This is a genomic window from Sphingobium sp. KKT206 (assembly GCF_055640555.1).
Genome location: NZ_CM145764.1, coordinates 347,929 through 369,750, shown reverse-complemented (window position 1 = coordinate 369,750; position 21,822 = coordinate 347,929). Strand labels below are relative to the sequence as shown.

Annotated in this window: 21 protein-coding genes and 3 pseudogenes; 14 read left to right on the top strand and 10 right to left on the bottom strand. The window is 62.9% G+C overall.

All coding sequences use genetic code 11. The features are described from left to right. Window positions 1-86: 86 nt before the first annotated feature. The 5 genes from ACZ2HM_RS01805 to trmB all read left to right on the top strand — a co-directional run bounded on the left by ACZ2HM_RS01805 (window position 87) and on the right by trmB (window position 3,631). The gene (locus tag ACZ2HM_RS01805) at window positions 87-497 is read left to right on the top strand and encodes a hypothetical protein (protein ID WP_037476621.1); all 411 of its coding nucleotides are present in this window, start codon (window positions 87-89) and stop codon (window positions 495-497) included. Window positions 498-507: 10 nt separating this feature from the next. Then, window positions 508-1,221, top strand: a complete 714-nt coding sequence (locus ACZ2HM_RS01800; protein WP_470426070.1) for a TorF family putative porin — start codon at window positions 508-510, stop codon at window positions 1,219-1,221. A 79-nt stretch (window positions 1,222-1,300) separates the two neighbouring features. After that, window positions 1,301-1,696, top strand: a complete 396-nt coding sequence (locus tag ACZ2HM_RS01795) for an MAPEG family protein (protein ID WP_470426069.1) — start codon at window positions 1,301-1,303, stop codon at window positions 1,694-1,696. Between the two features lie 98 nt (window positions 1,697-1,794). Further along, a complete protein-coding gene (locus ACZ2HM_RS01790; RefSeq protein WP_470426068.1) occupies window positions 1,795-2,886 on the top strand; it encodes a hypothetical protein in 1,092 nt (363 codons plus the stop codon). 49 nt (window positions 2,887-2,935) lie between these two features. After that, complete coding sequence (gene trmB / locus ACZ2HM_RS01785; protein WP_470426067.1) at window positions 2,936-3,631, top strand: tRNA (guanine(46)-N(7))-methyltransferase TrmB; 696 nt, start codon at window positions 2,936-2,938, stop codon at window positions 3,629-3,631. A 9-nt stretch (window positions 3,632-3,640) separates the two neighbouring features. Here the strand turns inward: trmB and ACZ2HM_RS01780 are convergent, their stop codons facing one another. From ACZ2HM_RS01780 to ACZ2HM_RS01765, 4 genes are all read right to left on the bottom strand, one after another. Continuing rightward, entirely contained in the window at window positions 3,641-4,102 is a 462-nt protein-coding gene (locus tag ACZ2HM_RS01780) for a hypothetical protein (protein ID WP_470426066.1), read from the bottom strand. Window positions 4,103-4,232: 130 nt separating this feature from the next. Beyond that, a complete protein-coding gene (locus ACZ2HM_RS01775; RefSeq protein WP_096062084.1) occupies window positions 4,233-4,781 on the bottom strand; it encodes a hypothetical protein in 549 nt (182 codons plus the stop codon). 160 nt (window positions 4,782-4,941) lie between these two features. After that, window positions 4,942-5,196, bottom strand: coding sequence for a hypothetical protein (locus ACZ2HM_RS01770; protein ID WP_069064926.1), 255 nt, complete (start codon window positions 5,194-5,196; stop codon window positions 4,942-4,944). Between the two features lie 83 nt (window positions 5,197-5,279). Continuing rightward, window positions 5,280-5,489, bottom strand: coding sequence for a hypothetical protein (locus tag ACZ2HM_RS01765; protein WP_096061980.1), 210 nt, complete (start codon window positions 5,487-5,489; stop codon window positions 5,280-5,282). A 158-nt stretch (window positions 5,490-5,647) separates the two neighbouring features. Between ACZ2HM_RS01765 and ACZ2HM_RS01760 the strand changes: the two genes are divergently transcribed. The 6 genes and pseudogenes from ACZ2HM_RS01760 to tnpC all read left to right on the top strand — a co-directional run bounded on the left by ACZ2HM_RS01760 (window position 5,648) and on the right by tnpC (window position 10,612). Next, the gene (locus tag ACZ2HM_RS01760) at window positions 5,648-6,760 is read left to right on the top strand and encodes a sensor histidine kinase (RefSeq protein WP_037476615.1); all 1,113 of its coding nucleotides are present in this window, start codon (window positions 5,648-5,650) and stop codon (window positions 6,758-6,760) included. A gap of 4 nt (window positions 6,761-6,764) precedes the next feature. Further along, a complete protein-coding gene (locus ACZ2HM_RS01755; protein ID WP_470426065.1) occupies window positions 6,765-7,508 on the top strand; it encodes a LytR/AlgR family response regulator transcription factor in 744 nt (247 codons plus the stop codon). 71 nt (window positions 7,509-7,579) lie between these two features. After that, a pseudogene (locus tag ACZ2HM_RS01750) lies at window positions 7,580-8,172 on the top strand (transposase); the annotation flags it as partial. Between the two features lie 98 nt (window positions 8,173-8,270). Then, window positions 8,271-8,654, top strand: coding sequence for an IS66-like element accessory protein TnpA (gene tnpA / locus ACZ2HM_RS01745; protein WP_470426064.1), 384 nt, complete (start codon window positions 8,271-8,273; stop codon window positions 8,652-8,654). After that, entirely contained in the window at window positions 8,651-8,998 is a 348-nt protein-coding gene (gene tnpB / locus ACZ2HM_RS01740; RefSeq protein ID WP_037472586.1) for an IS66 family insertion sequence element accessory protein TnpB, read from the top strand. Before tnpA ends, tnpB begins: the two co-directional genes overlap by 4 nt. 60 nt (window positions 8,999-9,058) lie before the next feature. Then, a complete protein-coding gene (tnpC, locus tag ACZ2HM_RS01735) occupies window positions 9,059-10,612 on the top strand; it encodes an IS66 family transposase (RefSeq protein ID WP_037472588.1) in 1,554 nt (517 codons plus the stop codon). Window positions 10,613-10,655: 43 nt separating this feature from the next. Here tnpC and ACZ2HM_RS01730 read toward each other — a convergent pair whose 3' ends face one another. Further along, the gene (locus ACZ2HM_RS01730) at window positions 10,656-10,823 is read right to left on the bottom strand and encodes a hypothetical protein (protein ID WP_156106061.1); all 168 of its coding nucleotides are present in this window, start codon (window positions 10,821-10,823) and stop codon (window positions 10,656-10,658) included. 173 nt (window positions 10,824-10,996) lie between these two features. Here ACZ2HM_RS01730 and ACZ2HM_RS01725 point away from each other — a divergent pair. From ACZ2HM_RS01725 to ACZ2HM_RS01715, 3 genes and pseudogenes are all read left to right on the top strand, one after another. Next, a pseudogene (locus tag ACZ2HM_RS01725) lies at window positions 10,997-11,377 on the top strand (IS3 family transposase); the annotation flags it as partial. A 195-nt stretch (window positions 11,378-11,572) separates the two neighbouring features. Next, window positions 11,573-12,631, top strand: coding sequence for an IS110 family RNA-guided transposase (locus ACZ2HM_RS01720; protein WP_470425396.1), 1,059 nt, complete (start codon window positions 11,573-11,575; stop codon window positions 12,629-12,631). 16 nt (window positions 12,632-12,647) lie between these two features. Continuing rightward, window positions 12,648-12,833 (top strand): annotated as a pseudogene (locus ACZ2HM_RS01715) (IS3 family transposase); the annotation flags it as partial. 218 nt (window positions 12,834-13,051) lie between these two features. Here the strand turns inward: ACZ2HM_RS01715 and ACZ2HM_RS01710 are convergent. The 5 genes from ACZ2HM_RS01710 to ACZ2HM_RS01690 form a co-directional block, all read right to left on the bottom strand. Then, complete coding sequence (locus ACZ2HM_RS01710) at window positions 13,052-13,396, bottom strand: UrcA family protein (protein ID WP_069066834.1); 345 nt, start codon at window positions 13,394-13,396, stop codon at window positions 13,052-13,054. Between the two features lie 529 nt (window positions 13,397-13,925). Then, complete coding sequence (locus tag ACZ2HM_RS01705; protein WP_470426063.1) at window positions 13,926-14,801, bottom strand: phosphotransferase family protein; 876 nt, start codon at window positions 14,799-14,801, stop codon at window positions 13,926-13,928. Window positions 14,802-14,862: 61 nt separating this feature from the next. Further along, window positions 14,863-17,478: a calcium-binding protein gene (locus tag ACZ2HM_RS01700; RefSeq protein ID WP_470426062.1), complete on the bottom strand. Its 2,616-nt coding sequence runs from the start codon at window positions 17,476-17,478 to the stop codon at window positions 14,863-14,865. A gap of 66 nt (window positions 17,479-17,544) precedes the next feature. Then, on the bottom strand, window positions 17,545-20,472 hold the full coding sequence (locus ACZ2HM_RS01695; protein ID WP_470426061.1) for a calcium-binding protein: 2,928 nt from the start codon (window positions 20,470-20,472) through the stop codon (window positions 17,545-17,547). A gap of 163 nt (window positions 20,473-20,635) precedes the next feature. Further along, on the bottom strand, window positions 20,636-21,688 hold the full coding sequence (locus ACZ2HM_RS01690; RefSeq protein ID WP_470426060.1) for an ArsO family NAD(P)H-dependent flavin-containing monooxygenase: 1,053 nt from the start codon (window positions 21,686-21,688) through the stop codon (window positions 20,636-20,638). Window positions 21,689-21,822 lie beyond the last annotated feature (134 nt).

Genomic DNA, 21,822 nt, shown 5'->3' with positions numbered 1-21,822 from the left:
GGCAATGAACGGGCAACAGAGCGGACCTACATCCGCGGCAGGCGATCGGACAACATAGCCCGACGCCGCAACGCAGGAGAATGATAATGAGCCTAACTCTCATCGCGCTGGCGGCCGCTGCCGCCACGCATAGCGTAACCCTCGATCATCATGGCACGTCGATGCAGGCGCTCTACACCGCCCGCGCCGACGTCGAAGCGCGTACCGTGGGCGCAAAGACGCCCAACCGCATGGACATGCAGCGGTGCAAGTGGACCGCAACCGTCGTCGTCGATCGCAAGCTCGACCATGGCCCCGCGCTCGCCCGCACCCTCGCCAGCGACACGCGCTTTTCCGGCAGCGAAGCCGGTGCCTGCGCGCGCGACGACCGGCTGGAACAGCGGGTGCTGGCCCAGCATGGCGATCGCATCCAGTCGACGCTTGTGGCGATGGCGGAGCGTGATCGTGCGCCGCTGATGGCGGAACTGGATTCGGTGCGCGCGCTTGCGTCGAACTGATCCCATCAGGATGCGGGTGGCATGGGCAGCGGCATTCGGGCTCGCCGTCCATGCCCTTCCCGCCATCGCGCAGGATCGCGGCCTTTCCGCCACGCTCGAAGCCGCCAGCGACGAACGCCGCCGGGGCCTCAGCTGGAGCGAGGGCGACCCGGTGCTGCGCAGCACCCTGTCCGTCCCCGTCACCTCCGGCCTCAGCCTCGATGGCGCAGCCACCACTTTATGGGGCAGCACCCGCCATGGCGGCGCCGACGCGGCGATCGACATCGGCCCAAGCTGGTCGCAGCAGATTGGCGGCTGGCGGCTGACCGCCCAGGGCCGCTATCATCTCTTCCCCGGCGCCTCGGATCAGGGCTATGGCGAAGTCGGCGCACAGGCGGGCTTCCTCATCGGCCCGGCCAGCGTCGATATCGCCGCTCATTATGCCCCGCGCCAATCGGCGATCGGCGGCGACAATCTCTATGTCTCCGCCGCTGCCGCCGTCGCCGTCCCCGGCACGCCCTTCACCCTGTCGGGCCATGTCGGCCGCTCGTCCGGCAAAGTGCGCGATCCCCTCGCCGCCGCCCGCCTGCGCCCCGATGGCAATTATTGGGACCATGGCGTCGCACTCGACTGGTATCGCGGCCAATGGTTCGCCGGCATCCGCTATGCTGGCAGCAGCATCGATGGCCCCGCCCGCACCCATGCCGGCGACCGCCTGATCGCCCGCGTCGGCTTCAGCCTCTAAGCGCGCGCCACATCCAGCGCTTGTCGCGCCCGCCGCAATGCCATAGCGTGCGCCCCTTATCCCAATGGAGGCGCGCGCTATGGCTGTCGAACTGACGATTTTGGCATGGTCGATGGTCCTGCTGCTCGTCCACATCTTCGCAGCGGCGCATTTCAAGACCAAACAATATGGCCCGCGCTGGAATATGGGCGCGCGCGACGAAAAACTCCCGCCACTCCATCCGCTCGCCGGACGCCTCACCCGCGCCCAGGCCAATTTCCAGGAAACCCTGCCGATCGCCATCGTCGCGCTGATCGGCGTGGTGCTGGCGGGCCGCACCAGCGACATGACCGCGCTCGGCGCCTGGATCTGGCTCGGCGCGCGCCTCGCCTACCTCCCCGTCTACGCGCTCGGCATCCCCATGATCCGCACGCTGATCTTCCTCGTCAGCATCATCGGCCTCGGCATGGTCCTCTGGCCCCTGCTCGGTCTCTGACACGAGTGGGTCAAAGGCGGCGATCGTCGAATAAATTGGCCTGTTCTTCCATACGCCATGCGCTAGGGTAAGCCGCTCGGTACGGGGGAGAACAAGCCATGAAACGCAGGTTGATCGAGATAGCGGCGGTCATAACCGCACTATCCGCCGCACATAGCAGCTATGCCCAGACGCAACCTACCCGCATCGAGGCGTCTGCCCGCAAGAGCTGGACGCACAAGCCCACGAAGATCGGCCTGCCGCCCACCATCGGCACTTTTGCGCGCGGCGACGTGATGGATCTTAGCGGCGGCCCGCTACTCGACGTATCGGTCGCTTATGACGACGCCGTCTCCCGCACCCACGTCAACGTCTACTTGTACCATGCGGCGGTTCCCTCCACCGCACTATGGTTCGATGTGGCAGCGACGATGATCGCCACCAACAGCAAGTTCGGCGAACCGCAGCATCAGGGTGATCCGATCGTCTTCACCCTGCCCGGTAGCCCCATCGCATCAGCTCTTCGCCAGAGTTTCACTATCACCAAGATCGGCCGGAGCAGCGGCGTCGCGTTGGTGGCCATCGGCGAATGGGTGGTGAAACTTCGCATGACATCGCCCAATCTTGATCCAGCGCAGCTCGACGCAGCCATCACGCAGTTCATGGACTCGCTCGGTTGGCCAAAGAAGCTCCCGTCTTCGGGCACTGTCACACCGCTCAAGCGCTGCAGCCAGCCCCTTGCCTTCGGACAGCGCGCCGCCAAAATGGAAGCGAATGATGCGGCCGTTCTCTTGGGTGCGATGAGGGGCAGCTTGGCGAGAGAAGCACGAAAAAAGGGGGATGTACCCACGTCTCCCGCACTGTGCATCCACGGCGAACGGATCAGTGGCAGGCTGCCCGTCTATCAGAAAGAAGGCGGAGAGGGCGGCTATCTTATTCCCTTGGGGGATTCCGGTGAACTGCTTGATATCGGCAAAGACTCGCTCGCTGGAATCTTGCTGGGGGAAGCAGCCCAGGATGATGGCGCAACGCCATGGTCGGTTACGGTGATGAAGCTCGACAAATGGGTGCAATATCCCAGCTATGACGCCATGCCTCCACCGGCACAGGCCGTCGAAATCGTGCAAAGCGAAAATCCGCTGTCGACGACGAGCGTCTATGGCAAAGGCAATATGATCAGCCTGTCACCTGACGCGATGAAGGGGGAGTAGCCGCCTCCCCGCTTGCCCCGCGCGCCCGCGCCCGCTAAGCGGCCGCCCCATGACAGCGCATAAACCCGGCGATCCGACCACGCTCAACCGCCTCTATGGCCGCCAGTCGGGGCATAAGCTGCGCCAGGCGCAGCAAGAACTGGTCGATACCTTATTGCCCGCCGTGTCCGTGCCGGACGAAGGGCCGATCACCGCTGCGGATCTGTTCGGCTATGACCGCCCACTCCATTTCGAGATCGGCTTCGGCGGCGGCGAGCATATGGCCTGGCGCGCCGACCTGCTGCCCGACCATGGTTTCATCGGCTGCGAACCGTTCCTCAACGGCGTCGTCACCGCGCTTGGCCATATTCGCGACGGCGCGCTCGGCAATGTCCGCGTCCATATGGGCGATGCCCTGACCGTGCTGAACCGCATCCCCGACGGATCGCTCAGCTTCGTCTATCTGCTCCATCCCGACCCCTGGCCCAAGGCGCGCCACGCCAAGCGCCGCATGATGAACCCCGGCCCGGTCGCGATGATCGCGCGCAAGCTCAAACCCGGCGGCGAATTTCGCTTCGGCACCGATCATCCCGTTTATCTACGCTGGGCGCTGATGGTGATGAACGGCCACCCCGATTTCGACTGGCTGGCAAGCGACCCCAAGGATTTCCTCACCCGCCCCGGCGGCTGGCCCGAAACCCGCTATGAGGCCAAGGCCCGGCGGCTGGGCCATGAAGTCTGGTACTTCCGCTATCGCAAGCGCTGAGCCGCAGGCTCAATCCGCCCTGTCGAACAGCGCGGGCGGCGCGCCATGGGCGTCGGGCCATGCCAGATAGGCCACGTCTGTCGGCCCCACGACGAACTCGCGCACGCGCCACGCGCTGCCTGTCCGCTGCAACAGCGCATAAACATCCGGCCCATCGAGCATCCCGGCGCGCAGCCGCTCGGCATGGCGCGTCCGGGTAAGATCGATCGCATCACCGGCCGTCGTCTGCGGCACGACATGGGCGAAGGCCCAGTCGCCCTGCACGCGCAAGGCCCGCACCACGAATTGCACCGCTTGCCCCAGGTCGCGCGCAATCTCCGGCCGCAACGCATCCAGCACCGCCCGCCGCTGCGGATCGCCGACGCCGATATTGCGCACGGCAGCCGCTGGGGCTGCCTCCACCGACAAGGGCACCGTCGCCCCGATCAGGATCGAAGCCATAGCCGCGATCTTGCCCATAATCCGCATCACTTCGTTCCCCTATGGCCGACCCGGACCAGGCCAACCCCCGATATGACAACGGCGCAGCGAACCACGTCCGCTGCGCCGTCAGTTTCGCCAATCCCCGCCTCCCCCCGGATGCGGGCACCAACGTCCAGTGTCAGTTCGCCTTGCTCAGATCGACCTTCTCGACCCATTCGGGGTAGAAGCTCGGTTCGCGATTGGACCAGCCCGCCGCCGTCGCCGCCGCCTCGCTGATCGACTGCAACAAGATGCGCCGCTTTTCAGGGTGGAGATGCGGCAGGCTCGCCGCCGCGCAAAAGGCACCAGGCAGCCAGGGCCGCGCGCCCGCGCCCAGCAAGCGCTCGTACAGGAAACGATAGGAGGAAAAACTGGCCAGCCGGTCCTGCCCCAGGTCGAAGGCGGAGATCGTCACCAGCGGCGCCATGAACGGCTCCACCTGCTCCAACCCGCTATCGTCGGGCACCCGCGCCTTGATCTCGTCCAGCCGCCCATAGATGCGCGCCTGCGCCCGGATGGAGGCTTCCTCGACCATGTCGCGCGACCATAGCTTCATCGCGTCGCGGCGATGCAGGCCGATGTCGAGCGATCGGCGAATATAGCGTTGCGTGGCAGACGAGAAGCTCGCGAACTCGCGCAGTTCCGCCAAGGTAATGGCGCCGTCCGCAGGTTTTGCATTCGTACCCATGTTCATGCCCTCCGACCCGTAGTCGATCGTCAGAACATGCGCCCTCTATAGTTACTGAAGGCTTAAGCGCCTGTTCCGCCGCCGTTCACAAGGGATCAGATTTCCTTGTGCAGCGCAACATGTAAATCGGATGACAATCATCATTTGGTCGCGTCGCCCGTTACGCTCCCGGTCGCCGCGCCAGCACCGCGCCGATCATGCTGCGCCACACCGCCACATCGCCTGCCTGCGCCATCTGCGCGTCCGGTTCGCGCAACGTATGCAATATGGCATAGGCGTCCTCGACATGGTCCTGCCACGCCGCATCCACGGCCCCTGAAGCATGGGGATCGCTGCCTTCGCCATTATGGCTCAGATGCCGTCCGGCCAGGACGCGGGCAATGCGCTCGACGGCGGGGGTTGCGGATGTCGGCATGGGGTGCAGGCTCCTCTCGTTACGGGCGGCGATGGCTTCACCTGCCGCCCGCAAACTCTATCATCGTTCGGATCGAAAAACCATCAATCCTCCGGCGTAAAGCCCGAAGATGGCACGGGTTCGCCCTTGTCGCCGGGTCGCGTGCTGGACGGCGGATCGGATGCGTCCATCGAATCCTCCAATTCCTCGTCCAGCTTTTCCTCGGCATCGCGAACATGGTCCTGCGCGTCGCTGCTGCGCGCCGCGTCGGCTTGCTCGTGGGCCTTGGTCTGGGAATGATCAATCGGGGTCATGCGTCTCTCCTCCTCGATGCCACACAGGCATCTCCCCCGATCAACGGGCCGGGCCGCATCCCGGTTCCCACGCGCCGTTCGACCAACGCGCCAACCGCTTCGACCAGCAGCCACGCGATGGGGCGACAAGCGGCCCACGCGCGCGTAAACAGGATGCCATGACATATGCGCCCGACGACGGCGAACGCGGCATTTCGCCTGCGATCGCGCTCTATTCCATTCTCGGCTTCTGGTTATTCTATGCCGTGCTGGTCACGCTGCGCGCCACGGTCATGGGCTTCGATGCCCCCTATGAGCTGGCCGCCCGCCGGGCCATCGTCACCGTCATCGGCATCGTCACGACCTGGATCTTCTACCTGATGCTGCGCCGCTTCGACACGAAGCCCTTGAGCGTCCGCGTCGTCGCCGCCTTCTCGCTCGCCGCGCCCTTCGCGCTCGCCATGGCGTCGGCCAATTTCTACATGTTCAACGTCTATGACCCGGTCAACATCTTCACCGATGGCGACCGGATGAAATTTCGCAGCGAAGAACATTTCGCGCTGATCCAGATCGTCGAGGATGCGATCAGCCGCTATTTCTTCCTCTCCGCCTGGGCCGCGCTCTACCTCGCTCTGTCCTACGCTAGCGAAGTCCACCGCACCGAACGCCGCGCCGCCAGGCTGGAACGCGCCGCGCAGCAGGCCGAACTGCGCTCGCTCCGCTATCAGGTGAACCCGCATTTCCTGTTCAACACGCTCAACAGCCTCTCGACCCTCGTCATGCGCAACAAGCCCGACGAAGCGGAAAAGATGATCCTGTCGCTCTCCAACTTCTACCGCACCAGCCTGACCGGCGATCCGCTCGACGATGTGCCGCTGGCGGAGGAAGTCCATCTCCAACAACTCTATCTCGATATCGAGGGTGTCCGTTTCCCCGAACGGCTGACCAGCGTCATCGACATCCCCGCCGACCTGATGACCGCCTGCGTCCCCGGCCTCATCCTCCAGCCGCTGGTCGAAAATGCGATCAAATACGGCGTTTCGCGCACGTCCAGCCCGGTGCAGATCCGCATCACCGCCCGCGCCGATGGCGACCTGCTCCACATCAACGTCACCGATAATGGCGACCAGCCGCCCGGCGACGCCGATCGCGGCAGCGGCATCGGCCTCGCCAATGTGCGCGACCGGCTGACCGCGCGCTTTGGCGATCAGGGCCGCATCGCTTATGGTCCGCGTGAGGGCGGCGGCTTCTCCGTCCTTATCACCCTCCCCATCATCCGCCAGAGTTGCTGATCCCATGTCCATCCGCACCATGATCGTCGATGACGAACCGCTCGCGATCGAGCGGTTGCAGATGCTGTGCGCCCGCGAACCGCGCCTGACGCTCTGCGGCACCGCCAGCGACGGCGAAGCCGCGCTGCGCCTCATCGAAGCGCTCAAGCCCGACCTCGTCATGCTCGACATCGCCATGCCGCTGCTCGACGGCATCGGCGTCGCCCGCGCCGTCAGCCGCATGGGCCTGCGCCCCGCCATCATCTTCGTGACCGCCTTCGAAGGCTTCGCGGTCGAAGCCTTCGATCTGGCCGCCGTCGATTATCTGCTCAAGCCCGTCGCGCATGACCGGCTGACCCGCGCGATCGACCGGGTGGAGGCGGCGCGCAGCCTCGCCCCCACCGACGCCCCCGCCATCTCGACCGAGGCGCAACCCGACTGGGCCGAGGAATTCTGGGTGCCACACCGCTCCGAACTCATCCGCATCGCCACCGACCAGATCGACCGGATCGAGGCGGAGCGCGACTATATGCGCCTCCATGTCGGCAGCCACAGCTATCTCCTCCACCAGACGATCAGCAGCCTGGAGGAACGGCTCGACCCGCAGCAATTCGTCCGCCTCCACCGCTCCCACATCGTCCGCCGCGACCATATCGCCCGCCTGCGCCATGACGGCAGCGGCGTGTGGTTCGCGGCGCTCGCCGACGGCAATGAAATCCGCATCGGCCGCACCTTCCTCGCCAACGCCAGAGCCATGACCGGCCGCTAACCAATCTGGACTTGTAACGGTTTTGCGCCGGTCACCTGAGCGATTAGAGCTCGCAACAGGAGACCGACGAGATGATCAAGCATACAGAAGAGTTCAAGCAAGAGGCGGTACGGATCGCGCTGACCAGCGGGTTGCCGCGCGATCGGGTTGCATCGGATTTGGGGATAGGGAAGTCGACGCTGGGCAAGTGGGTATCGCAGTATCGGCCCAGTGATCTGGTTTCAGCGCCGCAGGCAGATCTGGCGCGTGAGAATGAACGCCTTCGCCTTGAGAACCGTGTGCTGCGGGAGGAGAGGGAAGTGCTAAAAAAGGCCACGCAGTTCTTCGCGAGCCAAAGGCCGTGAAGTTCGCATTTGTGCATAGCTGGCGGCACCGGTGGCCCGTTGAACTGCTCTGCCGTGTCATGGATGTCAGTGAACGCGGCTATCGTTCCTGGCGCTCGCGCCCGATCAGCAGGCGGGAGCGGACAGATATGAAAGTGCTGGCCCATATCCGGGAACAGTACAGGCTGAGCCTTGGCAGCTACGGCCGTCCTCGCATGACGATGGAGTTGAAGGAGGTAGGGCTCGATGTTGGCGAGCGCCGGGTCGGGCGGCTGATGAAGATCAACGGGATCAAGCCAGTCCGTAAGCGGGGCCTGAGGGCCGCCTTGCGTAATGCCCATTCGCCGGGATGATTGCCGCTCTTTGAGCGAGGTGGCGGGTGTCGGACGAGATCGAGGATTCAGCAAGCGAACGGGCGATTAATCATACGAGTAATCGTATGAGTAGTCGGATCGAGGTCGTTAGCCGGGTGTCGGGCCGTCGGCGCTGGACGGTGGAACAGAAGCTGGCCGTATTACGGGATGCATTCGGCCCCGACGGTTGCGTGCGGACAGCCTGTGAGCGCCACGACGTCGGCAGCGGCTCGATCTACACATGGCGGCAACAGGCGATGTCAGGCGAGTTGACCGGGGTGTGCAAGCCGATCGAGCCTGTATTTGCGCAGGTGCAGATCAGCGAGCAGCCGGCCTTGCCCGCCCCAACGGCTGCGGCGCGCAGCAACGGCGTGATCGGGATCGAGCTGCCGTCGGGCATCAAAGTGAGTGTGGACGCCACGGTCGATGCCGAGGCCCTGTCGCGGGTGATCGGCGCGCTGACACGATGATCCCGCTGCCGCCATCGACGCGGATCTTCCTGGCCTGCGGTGCGACCGACATGCGTAAGGGTTTCGACGGCCTGGCGGTGATGACGCAGCAGATCCTGGAGCAGAGCCCACATTCCGGTGCGCTGTTCGCCTTCCGGGGGAAGCGCGGCGATTTGGTGAAGCTGCTCTGGTATGACGGCCAGGGCATGTGCCTGTTTTCCAAGCGGATGGACCGGGGGCGCTTCGTGTGGCCGTCGACCAAGACGGGGTCGGTGATCATGACCGCGGCCCAGCTTTCGATGCTATTGGAAGGCATCGACTGGCGGCGACCTGAACGCACTTTCACCCCTTCATTGGCGGGGTAAAACGCCCATTTTCTGGCACTTCTATTAGCATTGCCACCACCAATCTGCTATATAATCGCGGTGTCGGACGCAGGCCTTTTCACTCCTGATAAAGATGCTCGGATCGCCGAGCTCGAAGCCGCATTGGCCGCCGCCCATGCCGATATTTCCGCCCGCGACATCCTGATTGATACGCTGCGCGTGCAGATTGCACGCCTCAAGCGGATGCAGTTCGGCAAGTCGTCCGAGAAGCTCGATACCCAGATTGCCCAGCTTGAGCTGGCCCTTGAAGAACTCGAAGGCGAGGCCATCGTTGCCGCCGTGCGTCGAGGCGATCCGGTAGCCGTCATTCGGCCATCACCGGTTCGGGCGCTGCCCGCCCATCTGCCGCGCGAGGAACAGCGGATCGAGCCCGATCAGGGTAACTGCACCTGTCCCGACTGCGGCGGCGCGCTGCGGCCGCTGGGGCAGGATAGCGACGAGATGCTCGATGCCGTGCCCGTGCAGTGGCGCGTCATTCGGACCATCCGCCCCAAGTATAGCTGCCGGTCCTGCGAGAAGATCGTGCAGGCGCCCGCGCCGGTAAAGGCGATAGCGCGGGGCAAGGCGACCTTCGGCACCCTGGCCCATGTCGTCGTCTCCAAGTTCGACCATCATCTGCCACTTTACCGCCAAGCCGAGATCATGGCCGCGCAGGGCATCGAGATCGACCGCTCGACGCTGGCAGGCTGGGTCGGCCAAGCATCCGTGCTGCTCGATCCAATCATCAATCGTATCCGCGAGGTCGGCCTGACCGCCTCAAAGATCCACACCGACGATACGCCGGTGCCTATGCTCGATCCAGGACGTGGCAAGACAGCGACTGGCAGGCTCTGGGCCTACGCCGTCGATGATCGCGCCTCTGGTGCGACCTCGCCGCCACTGGTCTGGTATGAGTTCACCACCGACCGCACCGGCGCGCATCCCCGACGCCAGCTGGCCAGTTTCACCGGCTATCTGCAGGCCGATGGCTATGCTGGCTATGACAAGCTCTACAACACCAACCGCGTCACCGAAGTCGCCTGCTGGGCACATTTCCGGCGCAAGATATTCGACATTCATGCGACCAAGCCGACGCCGCTCACCACTGATCTGCTGGAACGTATCGGTCAGCTCTATGAGATCGAAGCAGAGGTTCGCGGCCATCAGCCCGATATCCGACGACGAAGCCGGCAGGACCGCACCAAGCCATTGATCGACGATCTCCGCCAGGCGCTCGACGATGCCCTGCGCCGTCTTGCGCCCAAGTCGGAGATGGCCAAGGCGATCGCTTATGGCCGCAAGCGCTGGATCGCGCTGACGCGCTTCCTCGACGATGGCCGACTGGAGATTGACAATAACATAGCCGAGCGCGCCATGCGCTGCGTGGCCCTTGGCCGCAAAAACTGGTTGTTCGCAGGCTCAAAAGCAGGCGGTGATCGGGCCGCCGCCATCTACTCCATCATCGAGACTGCAAAGCTCAATGGCCTCGAACCGCAGGCCTATATCGCCGATGTCATGGGCAGGATCGCTGGCAACTGGCCCGCAGCCAAATGGGATGAACTCATGCCATGGAACTGGCGCTTGACCGACCAAGACGTTGCTCAAGCTGCCTAGTGGAGATGCCAAAGCTAGATTCTTACGCCACTCCGGCCAAGGATCATGTCGGTGACCGCAAACTGAATGCTATAGCTGCAATTTCTCTGGCACGATCCAGCATTCCAGGAGGCAATTCGCGGGTTCCATCATCATTCAGCGGGAGATCATCGATCTGGTCAAAAATCGCCCCGGCCTCGATGACCAATACCTTCAACTCGTCATTAGTCACTCATGTTCTCCCTAATCCAACCGCATAATAGCGAAAGGAATAGAAACGATCGAGCGACATCGTAAATTTTTCAAACTCAGACACTCTCTGCCAAAATGACAGAATGTGGCCTACAAACCGCACTTACCCTGAACCACCGCGGTCCGCAGGCCACGCTTACGCCAGTCCGCACGCGCAAGCACAAGGTTACGACTGACAGCCACCATCGCCTGGGTGTCGCAGCGAACTGGCTGGACGGCGATTTTGCCGCAGATGCGCCCAACCGTAAATGGGCCGGCGACATCACCTATATCTGGACGTCCGAAGGCTGGCTCTACCTTGCCGTCATTCTCGATCTGCATAGCCGTCGCGTCGTAGGCTGGGCAGTCAACGACAGGATGAAGAAAGACCTGGCGATCAGGGCGCTGGATATGGCGGTGCGCCTGCGCCAGCCTCCCGAGGGCTGCCTTTTCCATTCGGATCGCGGTAGCCAATATTGCTCCTACGACTATCAGAAAAAGCTGCAGGCCTATGGCCTGCGTCCATCAATGAGCGGCAAGGGAAATTGCTACGACTGTGATTATGTTGCTGCGGCTTGATGGTCTGACCCATGCTACGATTGACCCCGTGTCATTGCGTTGACGTGTCGGCCATCAAGTCGCCCTGGCAACGGGCGAGATGTGACTTGATAGGAGCCTGACGGGTTTGCCCCTTCACAGTCCTGTCCTTCTCTGAACGGTGCCCGGGCACCGTTCAGAGAAGGACAGGACATGACCAATACCAACATCAGCGGCGTCATTATCGGTGTCGATACCCATAAATCCATCCATGTTGCCGTGGCAATCGATAACAACGGCAGCCGATTGACGGCCTTTTCGGCTCCAGCGACAACAAAGGGCTATAAATTGCTCGAGGACTGGGCGTGTGCGTTGGGCACCATCACAGCCTTTGGCATCGAGGGGACTGGATCATACGGAGCCGGGCTGTCTCGCCATCTTCTGGCCCAGGGCCATAAAGTCATCGAGGTCACCAGACCTAATCGACAGTTGCGCTATCAACATGGCAAAAGCGATAGCCTCGACGCTGAAGGCGCCGCACGGTCGGTGCTGGGCGGACAGGCGATCGCCCAACCCAAAACGCAAACAGGATCCGTCGAGATGATCCGGCATCTCAAAATCGCACGCGACACAGCAGTCAAATGCCGGTCGCAGGCCATGGTGACCCTGAAAACCCTGATCATCAACGCACCTGCGGCGCTGCGCGACACGCTCGATCAGATAAACGGAAAAATCGCGCTGATCCGATATATTGCTGCACTCAGGCCCGGCGCAATGACCTCGACGATCGCATCGGCCAAAACCGCCTTGCGGGCCTTGGCACAACGCTGGCTGGCTCTACACGAAGAAATTCAGTCGCACGACAAGGCGCTCGAGCAACTGGTCATGGCCAACGCACCAACGTTGCTGGCATCGCACGGGATCGCGACGATGACGGCGGCAGAAATGCTTATACTGGTCGGCGATGATCCCACCCGAATCCGCTCCGAAGCTGCACTCGCCAAGCTCTGCGGGGTGTGTCCCATCCCCGCATCAAGTGGCAAGACCAACCGCTTCCGACTCAACCGTGGTGGAAACCGGCAAGCCAATGCCGCGCTATATCGGGTTGCAATCGTTCGGATGCGCAACCATCCGCCGACACTTGCCTATGTCAGCAAACGAAAAATGGAGGGAAAGAGCAACCGGGAGATTATACGCTGCCTTAAGCGATACATCGTTCGCGAAATCTTTACCCACCTATGTCGCCCAAAAGCATCTCTGACCAGCGCTTGACAAATATAGGAGCCTCAATGCGTCCGTCGAGACCTTCTTCAAATCCCTGAAGGCGGAACTCATCTGGCGGCAGAGCTGGCCGACGCGGCGTCAGGCAGAAGCCGCCATCTTTCAGTACATCAATGGCTTCTACAACACCCGTCGCCGCCATTCATATCTAGGCGGCATCAGCCCGCTCGCGTTCGAAGCCAAGGTGGCATAATGAGATAGGTGACCGGCACAAAACCGTTACAAGTCCAATCCTCCCCTGTAAGGGGAGGGGGACCGCCGAAGGCGGTGGAGGGGTGTCACCCTCACGATAGCGTGACACCCCTCCGTCAGGGCTACGCCCTGCCACCTCCCCTACCAGGGGAGGATGCCGAAACACAAAAAAGGCCCGGCAATTCACCGGGCCTTCTCTCTATCACGTCGCGCTACCAATCAGTTCGCGACCAGCGGCAACCCGTCCTTGCCCCGCGCATCGGCATAGCGCTCGCTCGTCTCGGCCCGCGCGATCGCCGCGCTGATCGGCGCTTCGACGCGGGCGATCGCCTTGGCCTTGCATGCCTGCTCGGTGGCGAGGTCGCTGGCGGCGCACACCCGCTTGGCGGCACGCGCAATGCGGCTGCGCAACTGCGCCTGATGCGCGGGGTTCGATAGGTCGAGGTCGCCATGATAGACCGGGCTGGTGCGGCCATTGGACGCGAAATCCTCGGCGGAAGCGGCACCGGCGCTAGCGAACAGGATGGCGGAAGCGGCGGCGGCAAACAGGGTCGAACGGAACATCATCTATCTCCTTAAAAATCTGGTTTGGCCGGTCCGCCGCCAAATGGGGGGCTGCGCGGCGGGCCGGGGTGCGAACGGGGGGAGCCGGGGTCTTGGGGTCGGCGTCCTGCCCCGTTCGCCCATTCTGTTTAGCCCCGCGCCCCGCCCGATGCCCGCCCGCTTCGACCGGCAGCCCGCGTCATCGGCGAACGACGCCTGCACCGACGAAGCGCAAAATCGCGCCGACCAACCGCAGGACGAACGACATCTCGCGCCGCCACGAACGACATGTGCCGTAAGGGAAAGCTCGAATCGTAACGATGGGAGGGACAATAGAAAACGCCCCCGGCGCAAGGGATGGCCGGGGGCGTATCCAGGTTGCTGTCGGGCACACCGGGATCAGGATAAACTGTCAGGCCGGAGACGACACCATCAGGGCTGAACCGTCTCTGAACTTACCGCCATTATAGGGCAGCGCACGCCCGATGCGCCGTCCGTTCGATAATCGGCCCTCCGCTCCCGCTGGGCGGCATGTGCGGGGGATCAACCGTCAATCAGGCCCGACCAACGACATGGGCGCCGCGTCCCGCTCCAGCGGCGGCAGCCCCGCCACCTCCAACGCCTCCACCAGATAGGCCTCGAACGCCGCTTCGCGCGACGGCGCCCGCTGCCGCATCCACGCCAGCGCCACCAGCGCCCGCCACGCCGCCAGCGCTTCGGGGTCCAGCCCGGTCAGCGCCCGGTGCCGCCGCACATAATAAGCGCTCGCCGCATCGCGCATCTTCGCCGCCGCCCAACCCAGTACCGCCGCGCCGCCCTCGCCGCCGACATCGCCGCCCGGCCCGAAGCGCATCACCATCTCCGTCCGCACCACATCGGTCGCCGCCATGCCTCGCGCCGCGCGCGACCAGTCGATCACCGCCAGCCCCTCCTCGGTCACGATCAGATTGGCGGGGTGCAGGTCGCCATGCGACAACGCATCGCCCTCGTTCAGCTGGTCCAGCCGATCGACCGCCGCCGCGCGCAGCCGCTCGCCCACCGGTGCCGCCTCTATGTCCACGCGCAATATCGCCTTGCGACTGCGCAGCGTCGGCACATGGCATTCCGAAATCCGCTGCTGCAACCGCGCCATCTCGCCCAGTGCCCAGCGCCCGCGATGCGGGTTGCGCGCCATATAGGCGAGCAGGTCCGGCCCCGCCATGTCGGCATAGACGATCCCCTGCCGCCCGCCCGCTTCCTGCACGCCATAAGTGCGCGGCACCGGCAGCCCGCTCGCCTGCACCGCCCGCGCGATCGCATATTCGCGCGCGACGATGCTGGAGTCGATCCCGTCGTGAAACAGCTTCAACACCCGCCCCTCGCCCAGCCGGAACACCTCGGCACTGGCCCCGGCGGCGATGAAGGTGGAAGGATCAGGCAGGCGCATAATGGCGCGCGCTGTGCCGCAGCCAAGCGCGCTTGGCCAGCCCTTTTGCGGCGGGCGCGGCTCAGCCCGCCATGAACATATCCGCGCCAGGAGCCACCACACGATGCTCAAAATAGCCCGTGTCGATATAATGTTCGGTCAGCGCATCGACGTCGCTGCCGAAAGCTGCCGCCAGATCAGGATTGGCCGCCGCATAGGCCAGCGCATCAAACCCGTCGACATCCCGGCCTTCTTGCTGCCCTGCCAGGATATAATGGCGCGCAGCCGCGTCATCATCATCGCCCAGGGCGACGATCAGGTCCGGGTTCGACGCAATGTAACGCAAGCCGTCAAAATCGTCGGCCATTCGGCCTTCGCCATAGCCGTTTTTGATGAAATGCTCAGCCGCGGCCTCCACATCCGTACCAATCGCGCCGATCAGATCGCCATGGGACGCGACATATTGCAGCCCGTCAAACAGATCGTCGCTCCGTCCCTCGTCACGACCGCCCTGGATGAAATGGCGCGCCCCGGCGTCCGCGTCCGCCCCGAATGTCTCGATCAGATCGCCATAGGAGGCGATATATTGGAGTCCATCGAACAAGGCGTCGCTGCGGCCCTCGACAAAGCCGCCATCGATATAATGGCGTGTTGCCGCCTGCGTATCGGTGCCAAAAGCTGCGATCAGATCGTCATAGCCTGCGATATAATCGAGCACATCGAACTCTTTGGCATCGCGCCCTTCGGCAAAGCCGCTCGCCACATAATGCGCGGTCGCGCTATCTGCATCGGGTCCGAAGGCAGCGATCAAGTCCCCATAGCCAGCGATATAGCGCAACCCATCGAACGCCGACAAGCTGCCCGCCAGATCGGCACTTCCCAGCGCCTCGTTGGCAAAGGCGACATGTTCTACATTCACGATCCGCGAAGCGCCCTCTTCGCCTATGACGAAAGTCGAAGCGCCCGACACGAGATAGTTGTAACTTGCAACGCCACCCGTAAGAACCAGCGTATCGAACCCATCCCCGCCGTCGACGATATTGTGGCCCGTCCCCGGCAGCAGGCGATCATCGCCAGCGCCGCCGTGAATTGTATCGTTACCTGCACCGCCCTCCAGCATATTGGCAAGCTCGTTGCCCTGAATGTCGTCACTGAACGCAGAGCCGACCACATTCTCCACGCTAATGAGACTATCGCCGCCGCCGCCGATCCCGATTGCACCAGAAAGGCCAAGAGTTACGGTTACGCCATTTGTGTACAAGGAATAGTCTATCGTATCGGTACCAAAACCACCGACGAACATGTCGGCCGCTTCGCCGCTGATCAGCCGGTCGTCCCCTTCCTCGCCCCGAAATGTGATAGAACTGCCACTTGATGTCACAACGTCATTGCCTGCACCGCCATAAATTGACAGCCTGACATCTTGTGTTGTGGCCACGATCCTGTCGTCGAAACTGCTCGCTCGTAATTCGGCTAGGCTCTCGATACTGATGATCGTTCCACCACCGATCACCCGCGCTGTTGCGCCGAGGAACTGGTGTGTAGAAATGTCTACGCCCGTCGTCGCGCCGCCGAACGAATAGTAGAGTGTGTCAGCGCCATCTCCTCCATCAACGTCGTCGCCTACACCTGCCCATATGGTGTCTGCACCCGCGCCTGCTGAAACGAAGTCTTTTTCTACGCCGACATCGGCTAGGGCCGATCCATCCTCATTCCTGCCGCCTGTATAGATCAAGTCGGCACCCGCGCCGCCAAACAGCTCGTCGGCACCTTCTCCACCGACCAACACGCTACCATAGTCCGTGCCTCGTATCAGGTCGTCGCCCCGACCGCCGGTCGCGACCCCGTTGCCATAATAACTGAAGTTCAGGGTAATGATGTCGTTACCGTCGCCGCCATCGCCACTCATCACATCGATCAGCCTGTCGTTGCCCGCACCGCCAAAGGCCGAACCGCCATAAATGATGTCGTCACCATCACCGCCATCAGCAGTACCGTAGTTCATCCGGATAATGTCGTTGCCGGCCTCCCCATATACCCTGGCGCCATATTGCGCTCCAGTCGCATCGACGGTGTCTTCTCCATCACCACCCCAGATCGCACCACCCCAACCAGAATAATAGTCTGCGATGATGGTATCATTACCACCGCGGCCGAATATGTCAGCACCGCTGGGATAATAAGTGTCGATAGAAGCGATGAAATCATCATATTCGCTTCCCTCCAAAAAGCCGATATTCTGGATGTTGGAAATGATTCCGCCGCCGATCGTTATCGACTCGCCGTTTTGCAGCGGACGAAAATCCGCAACCACGCCGGACGTCGCGCCCTGAAAACTAATAAAAAGCCGATTGCCGAAGGAATCATAGCTGCCGCCATCAATATGGTCGCCATAGCCCGCGAAGAAAAAATCGTCCCCCGCACCACCGATCAGCGTGTCGACATCCGCGAAGATATCATCGGAAACAACGCCGGCCAACAAAGGGAAATAGGGTGCCATCATATTGGTGGTCCGACCGAAGGAGAACAGCACATCGCTGCCGTCCCCGCCATTGAGACGATCTGCCCCTGCGCCACCGGCAATATTGTCAGCGCCCTCTCCGCCGCTCAACCAGTCATTTCCCCCCAAACCGGAAATATATTCGTCACTATTGTCGCCCGTATAGATGTCGTCGCCCGCACCACCCGTGAAATCCATCTCACCCTCCTCAACTCATTAAACCCATAACGCAGCAGCGTCATCGGCTTGAACTATCACTACCGCTCAGCCCGCCATGAACATGTCCGCGCCAGGAGCCACCACACGATGCTCAAAATAGCCCGTGTCGATATAATGTTCGGTCAGCGCATCGACGTCGCTGCCGAAAGCGGCAGCCAGATCAGGATTAGCCGCCGCATAGGCCAGCGCATCAAACCCGTCGACATCCCGGCCTTCTTGCTGCCCTGCCAGGATATAATGGCGCGCAGCCGCGTCATCATCATCGCCCAGGGCGACGATCAGGTCCGCGTTCGACGCAATGTAACGCAAGCCGTCAAAATCGTCGGCCATTCGGCCTTCGCGATAGCCGTTTTTGATGAAATGCTCGGCCGCCGCCTCCACATCCGTACCAATCGCGCCGATCAGATCGCCATGGGACGCGACATATTGCAGCCCGTCGAACAGATCGTCGCTCCGTCCCTCGTCACGACCGCCCTGGATGAAATGGCGCGCCCCGGCGTCCGCGTCCGTCCCGAATGCCTCGATCAGATCGCCATAGGAGGCGATATATTGCAGCCCATCAAACAACGCGTCGCTGCGGCCCTCCACAAAGCCGCCATCGATATAATGGCGTGTTGCCGCCTGCGTATCGGTGCCAAAAGCTGCGATCAGATCGTCATAGCCTGCGATATAATCGAGCACATCGAACTCTTTGGCATCGCGCCCTTCGGCAAAGCCGCTCGCCACATAATGCGCGGTCGCGCTATCTGCATCGGGTCCGAAGGCAGCGATCAAGTCCCCATAGCCAGCGATATAGCGCAACCCATCGAACGCCGACAAGCTGCCCGCCAGATCGGCACTTCCCAGCGCCTCGTTGGCAAAAGCGACATGTTCTACATTCACGATCCGCGAAGCGCCCTCTTCGCCTATGACGAAAGTCGAAGCGCCCGACACGAGATAGCTGTAACTTGCAACGCCACCCGTAAGAACCACCGTATCGAACCCATCCCCGCCGTCGACGATATTGTGGCCCGTCCCCGGCAACAGGCGATCGTCGCCAGCGCCGCCGTCCAAAATGTCGTCCCCGGAGCCGCCCTGCAAGGAATCGACACCGTCCCCGCCGGCGAGAGCATCATTCCCGCCGCCGCCACTCAGAACGTCATCGCCATTGTCACCCTGTATCTCATCGTCGCCATCGCCGCCGATGATGCGGTCGTCACCCTCGCCGCCAAAGGCAAATGCGCCGTCGCGATCGATCAGGATAGTGTCGTTACCCGCTTCGCCGAACAAACGATCAAGACCTGGCGAAACCTCGCTGTTGCGCCCCAGCCCGCCGCGCAGGATGTCATCGCCATCGCCGCCATAGATCATATCGACGCCCAGGCTACCGGTCAGGTCATCATTTCCGCCCCAACCATCGATGCTGATCCCTTCGGCCGCGCTGCGTACCGCGCCCGCCACGACGACATCATCGAACTGGGTCAACGACAAACCGCTAACATATTCGAACCCAGACAGTGTCCCTCCACCGATGTTCAGGGATCCGCCATTGGTCAACAGCGTCAGGTCAGCGGACACACCACTCGTAGCGCCGGAATAAAAGTTGACGAAAAGGCTGTCGTCGCCGATCCCGCCATCGGCGCTGTCGCCATAGGATATGCTGATGCGGTCGTTGCCCGCACCGCCAAAAAGACTGTCGGGATGCTCGTCGAGGCCATAGCCATATTCGCCAAAACCATCGATCCAGTCGTCGCCGTCGCCGCCATAAATGACGTCGCTGCCACTACCCCCGGCAAGATCATCATTGCCCGAATCGCCATAAAGAGTGTCGTCACCGCCCCCGCCACGGATCAGGTCATTGCCATTTCCGCCTTCGATCAGATCGTCGCCATCGCCAGTGCTGCTGATGACGCCGTCGCCATAGAGCTTGTCATCGCCATCATTGCCGCGGACCACATCGTCACCGATGCCGCCGTAGATGGTGTCGTTGTCGCGCCCACCTTCCAACAGGTCATTGCCCTGGCCGCCGGACAGTTCGTCATCGCCGTCGCCACCGGACAACTGGTCGTTGCCGCTGCCGCCAACCAGATAATCATTGCCGGCTTCCCCCGACATGCGGTCGTCGCCTGCATCGCCGAACAGCGTGTCTCCACCGTCTCCGCCCATCATCTGGTCGTTACCGGCACCCCCGAACATCAGGTCATCGCCGCCCAGCCCGGACAGGCTGTCATCGCCGTCGCCACCTTCCAAATTATTGGCCTGGTCGTTGCCGGAGATCGTGTCGGCATGGGCCGATCCCACCACCTGCTCGACATCGACGAACTGATCGCCGTCCGGCCCCTCGCCCCAGTTTGACTGACCCAGGGTGACGGTCACGCCTTGGCCATAGCGGCTGTAATCGACCGTGTCGGTTCCTTCGCCGCCGCTGAAAAAGTCGGCCGCCGTCCCACTGAAAAACCGGTCATCGCCGGCACCACCATAGAGCGTCACGCTGCTGTCATGCGCCGTCACGCTATCAAAACCGTCTCCGGCAAAGATCGTGATCCGCTCGCTTTGAGTCGCCGCATCGATCACATCGCTGGCGCTACTGCCCTCCAGCTGCACCACGATCTCTATGTTGCGGATGGTGCCACCGGCGACGATGCGCGGTGCCTCGCCCAGAAACTGGGACGTCGATATGGTAACCCCGTCTGTCGCGCCATAGAAGGAATAATAAAGCCGGTCCGTTCCCGCTCCACCATCGACATCGTCGCCAGTGCCGACGCCGATGATGTCATCGCCGTCGCCCCCGAATATCTGGTCATGCTCCAGGCCGATATCGACGCCCGTCCAGTCTATCGTGGCACCCGCATAGGGGTCGACCGTGCCGGACCACAGCTTGTCGTTGCCGCCATTGCCGTAAATGATGTCGGCACCGGTCCAACCATAGATTTCGTCATCACCGTCCGTGCCGTTAAATACATCATCACCAGGCGAACCAAATGTAACGGCCACAGCATTTCTCCGACTTATTCGGCTATGGACTGGACAATAAATCCTGACAGGTCAACTGTTACGGCCTCTATGATGTCGAGGATCAGACAGGGTCATCGCCGTGTGCCGTTCCGTGGCCTTGCGTGCGCAGGCGCGCCCCCTCCGCCCGCAAAGCCCCCCTCCCCTAAACCGCCCGCGCCTCGACCAGCCTCGCCGCCAGATCCCGCGCCGTGCGCGCCGCGCCCATCAGCGTGGCCGATCCCGCCCCGCACCAGTCGCCATAGCCCGCCAGCCACAGCCGCGGCACCTTGATCGACCGCTGCTGCTCCACCAGAACGCGCCCATCCGCCTCCACCACGCCCAGCCCCGCCAGATGCGCCAGCGCCGGGCGAAACCCGGTGCACCAGATGATCGCATCGACCGCCGTCTCCGACCCGTCGGCCCACACCACGCCCGTCGCCGTCATCCGCGTGAACGGCCGCCGGGTGCTGAGGTCGCCGCGCGCCCGCGCCGCCTTGACCGGCGGCACCATGACGATATCGCCAATGCCCCCCACCGGCACATCGCTTGGGGCCTCCTTCATGCGCGCCACCGCCCGTTCGAACAGCACCCGGCCATCGACATCATCGGGCAGGAACAACGGTTCCTGCGTCGTCACCCAGCTTGTGCGCGCCACCGGCGCCAGTTCCGCCACGATCTGCGCCCCGCTATTGCCGCCGCCGACCACCAGCACGCTCTGCTCCGCATAGGCATCCGGCCCGACATAATGCGCGGAATGGACCTGCACCCCCGCAAACAGCGCCCGCCCCGCCATGTCGGGCATATAGGGATGCGACCAGGTGCCCGTCGCGCTGACCACCATCCGCGCGGCAAAGCGCCCTTTGTCGGTCACGACCGCCAGAGCATCGCCCGCCCGCTCGACCGCCGCCACCCGCACGGGCCGCTCGATCGGCAGCGCATAGCGCGCCTCATAGTCCCGCAAATAGGCCAGTACGTCATCGCGCGTCGGATAGCCATCATGGGCCGGCGGCGGCATCAGCCAGCCGGGCAGCGAGCTATAGCCAGCGGGCGAAAACAGCCGCAACGACTCCCACCCATGCCGCCACGCTCCGCCCGGCCCGTCCTCCGCATCCAAAATCAGGAAATCCGCCCCCGCCCGGCGCAGATAATAGCCCAGCGCCACCCCCATCTGCCCGCCCCCGATGATGACGATATCGCGTGGAACAGGATCGGTCATGGCATCACATCCTCAATCGGCGCACCGCCAGCCACGCCCCAGCGGCGATGCAGATGGCAGGATCAGGCAGAGGCACGGTAACGCCGAACGTGCGCCAGCAAGACGCACTTGGCCAGACATTTCGCGGGATGATC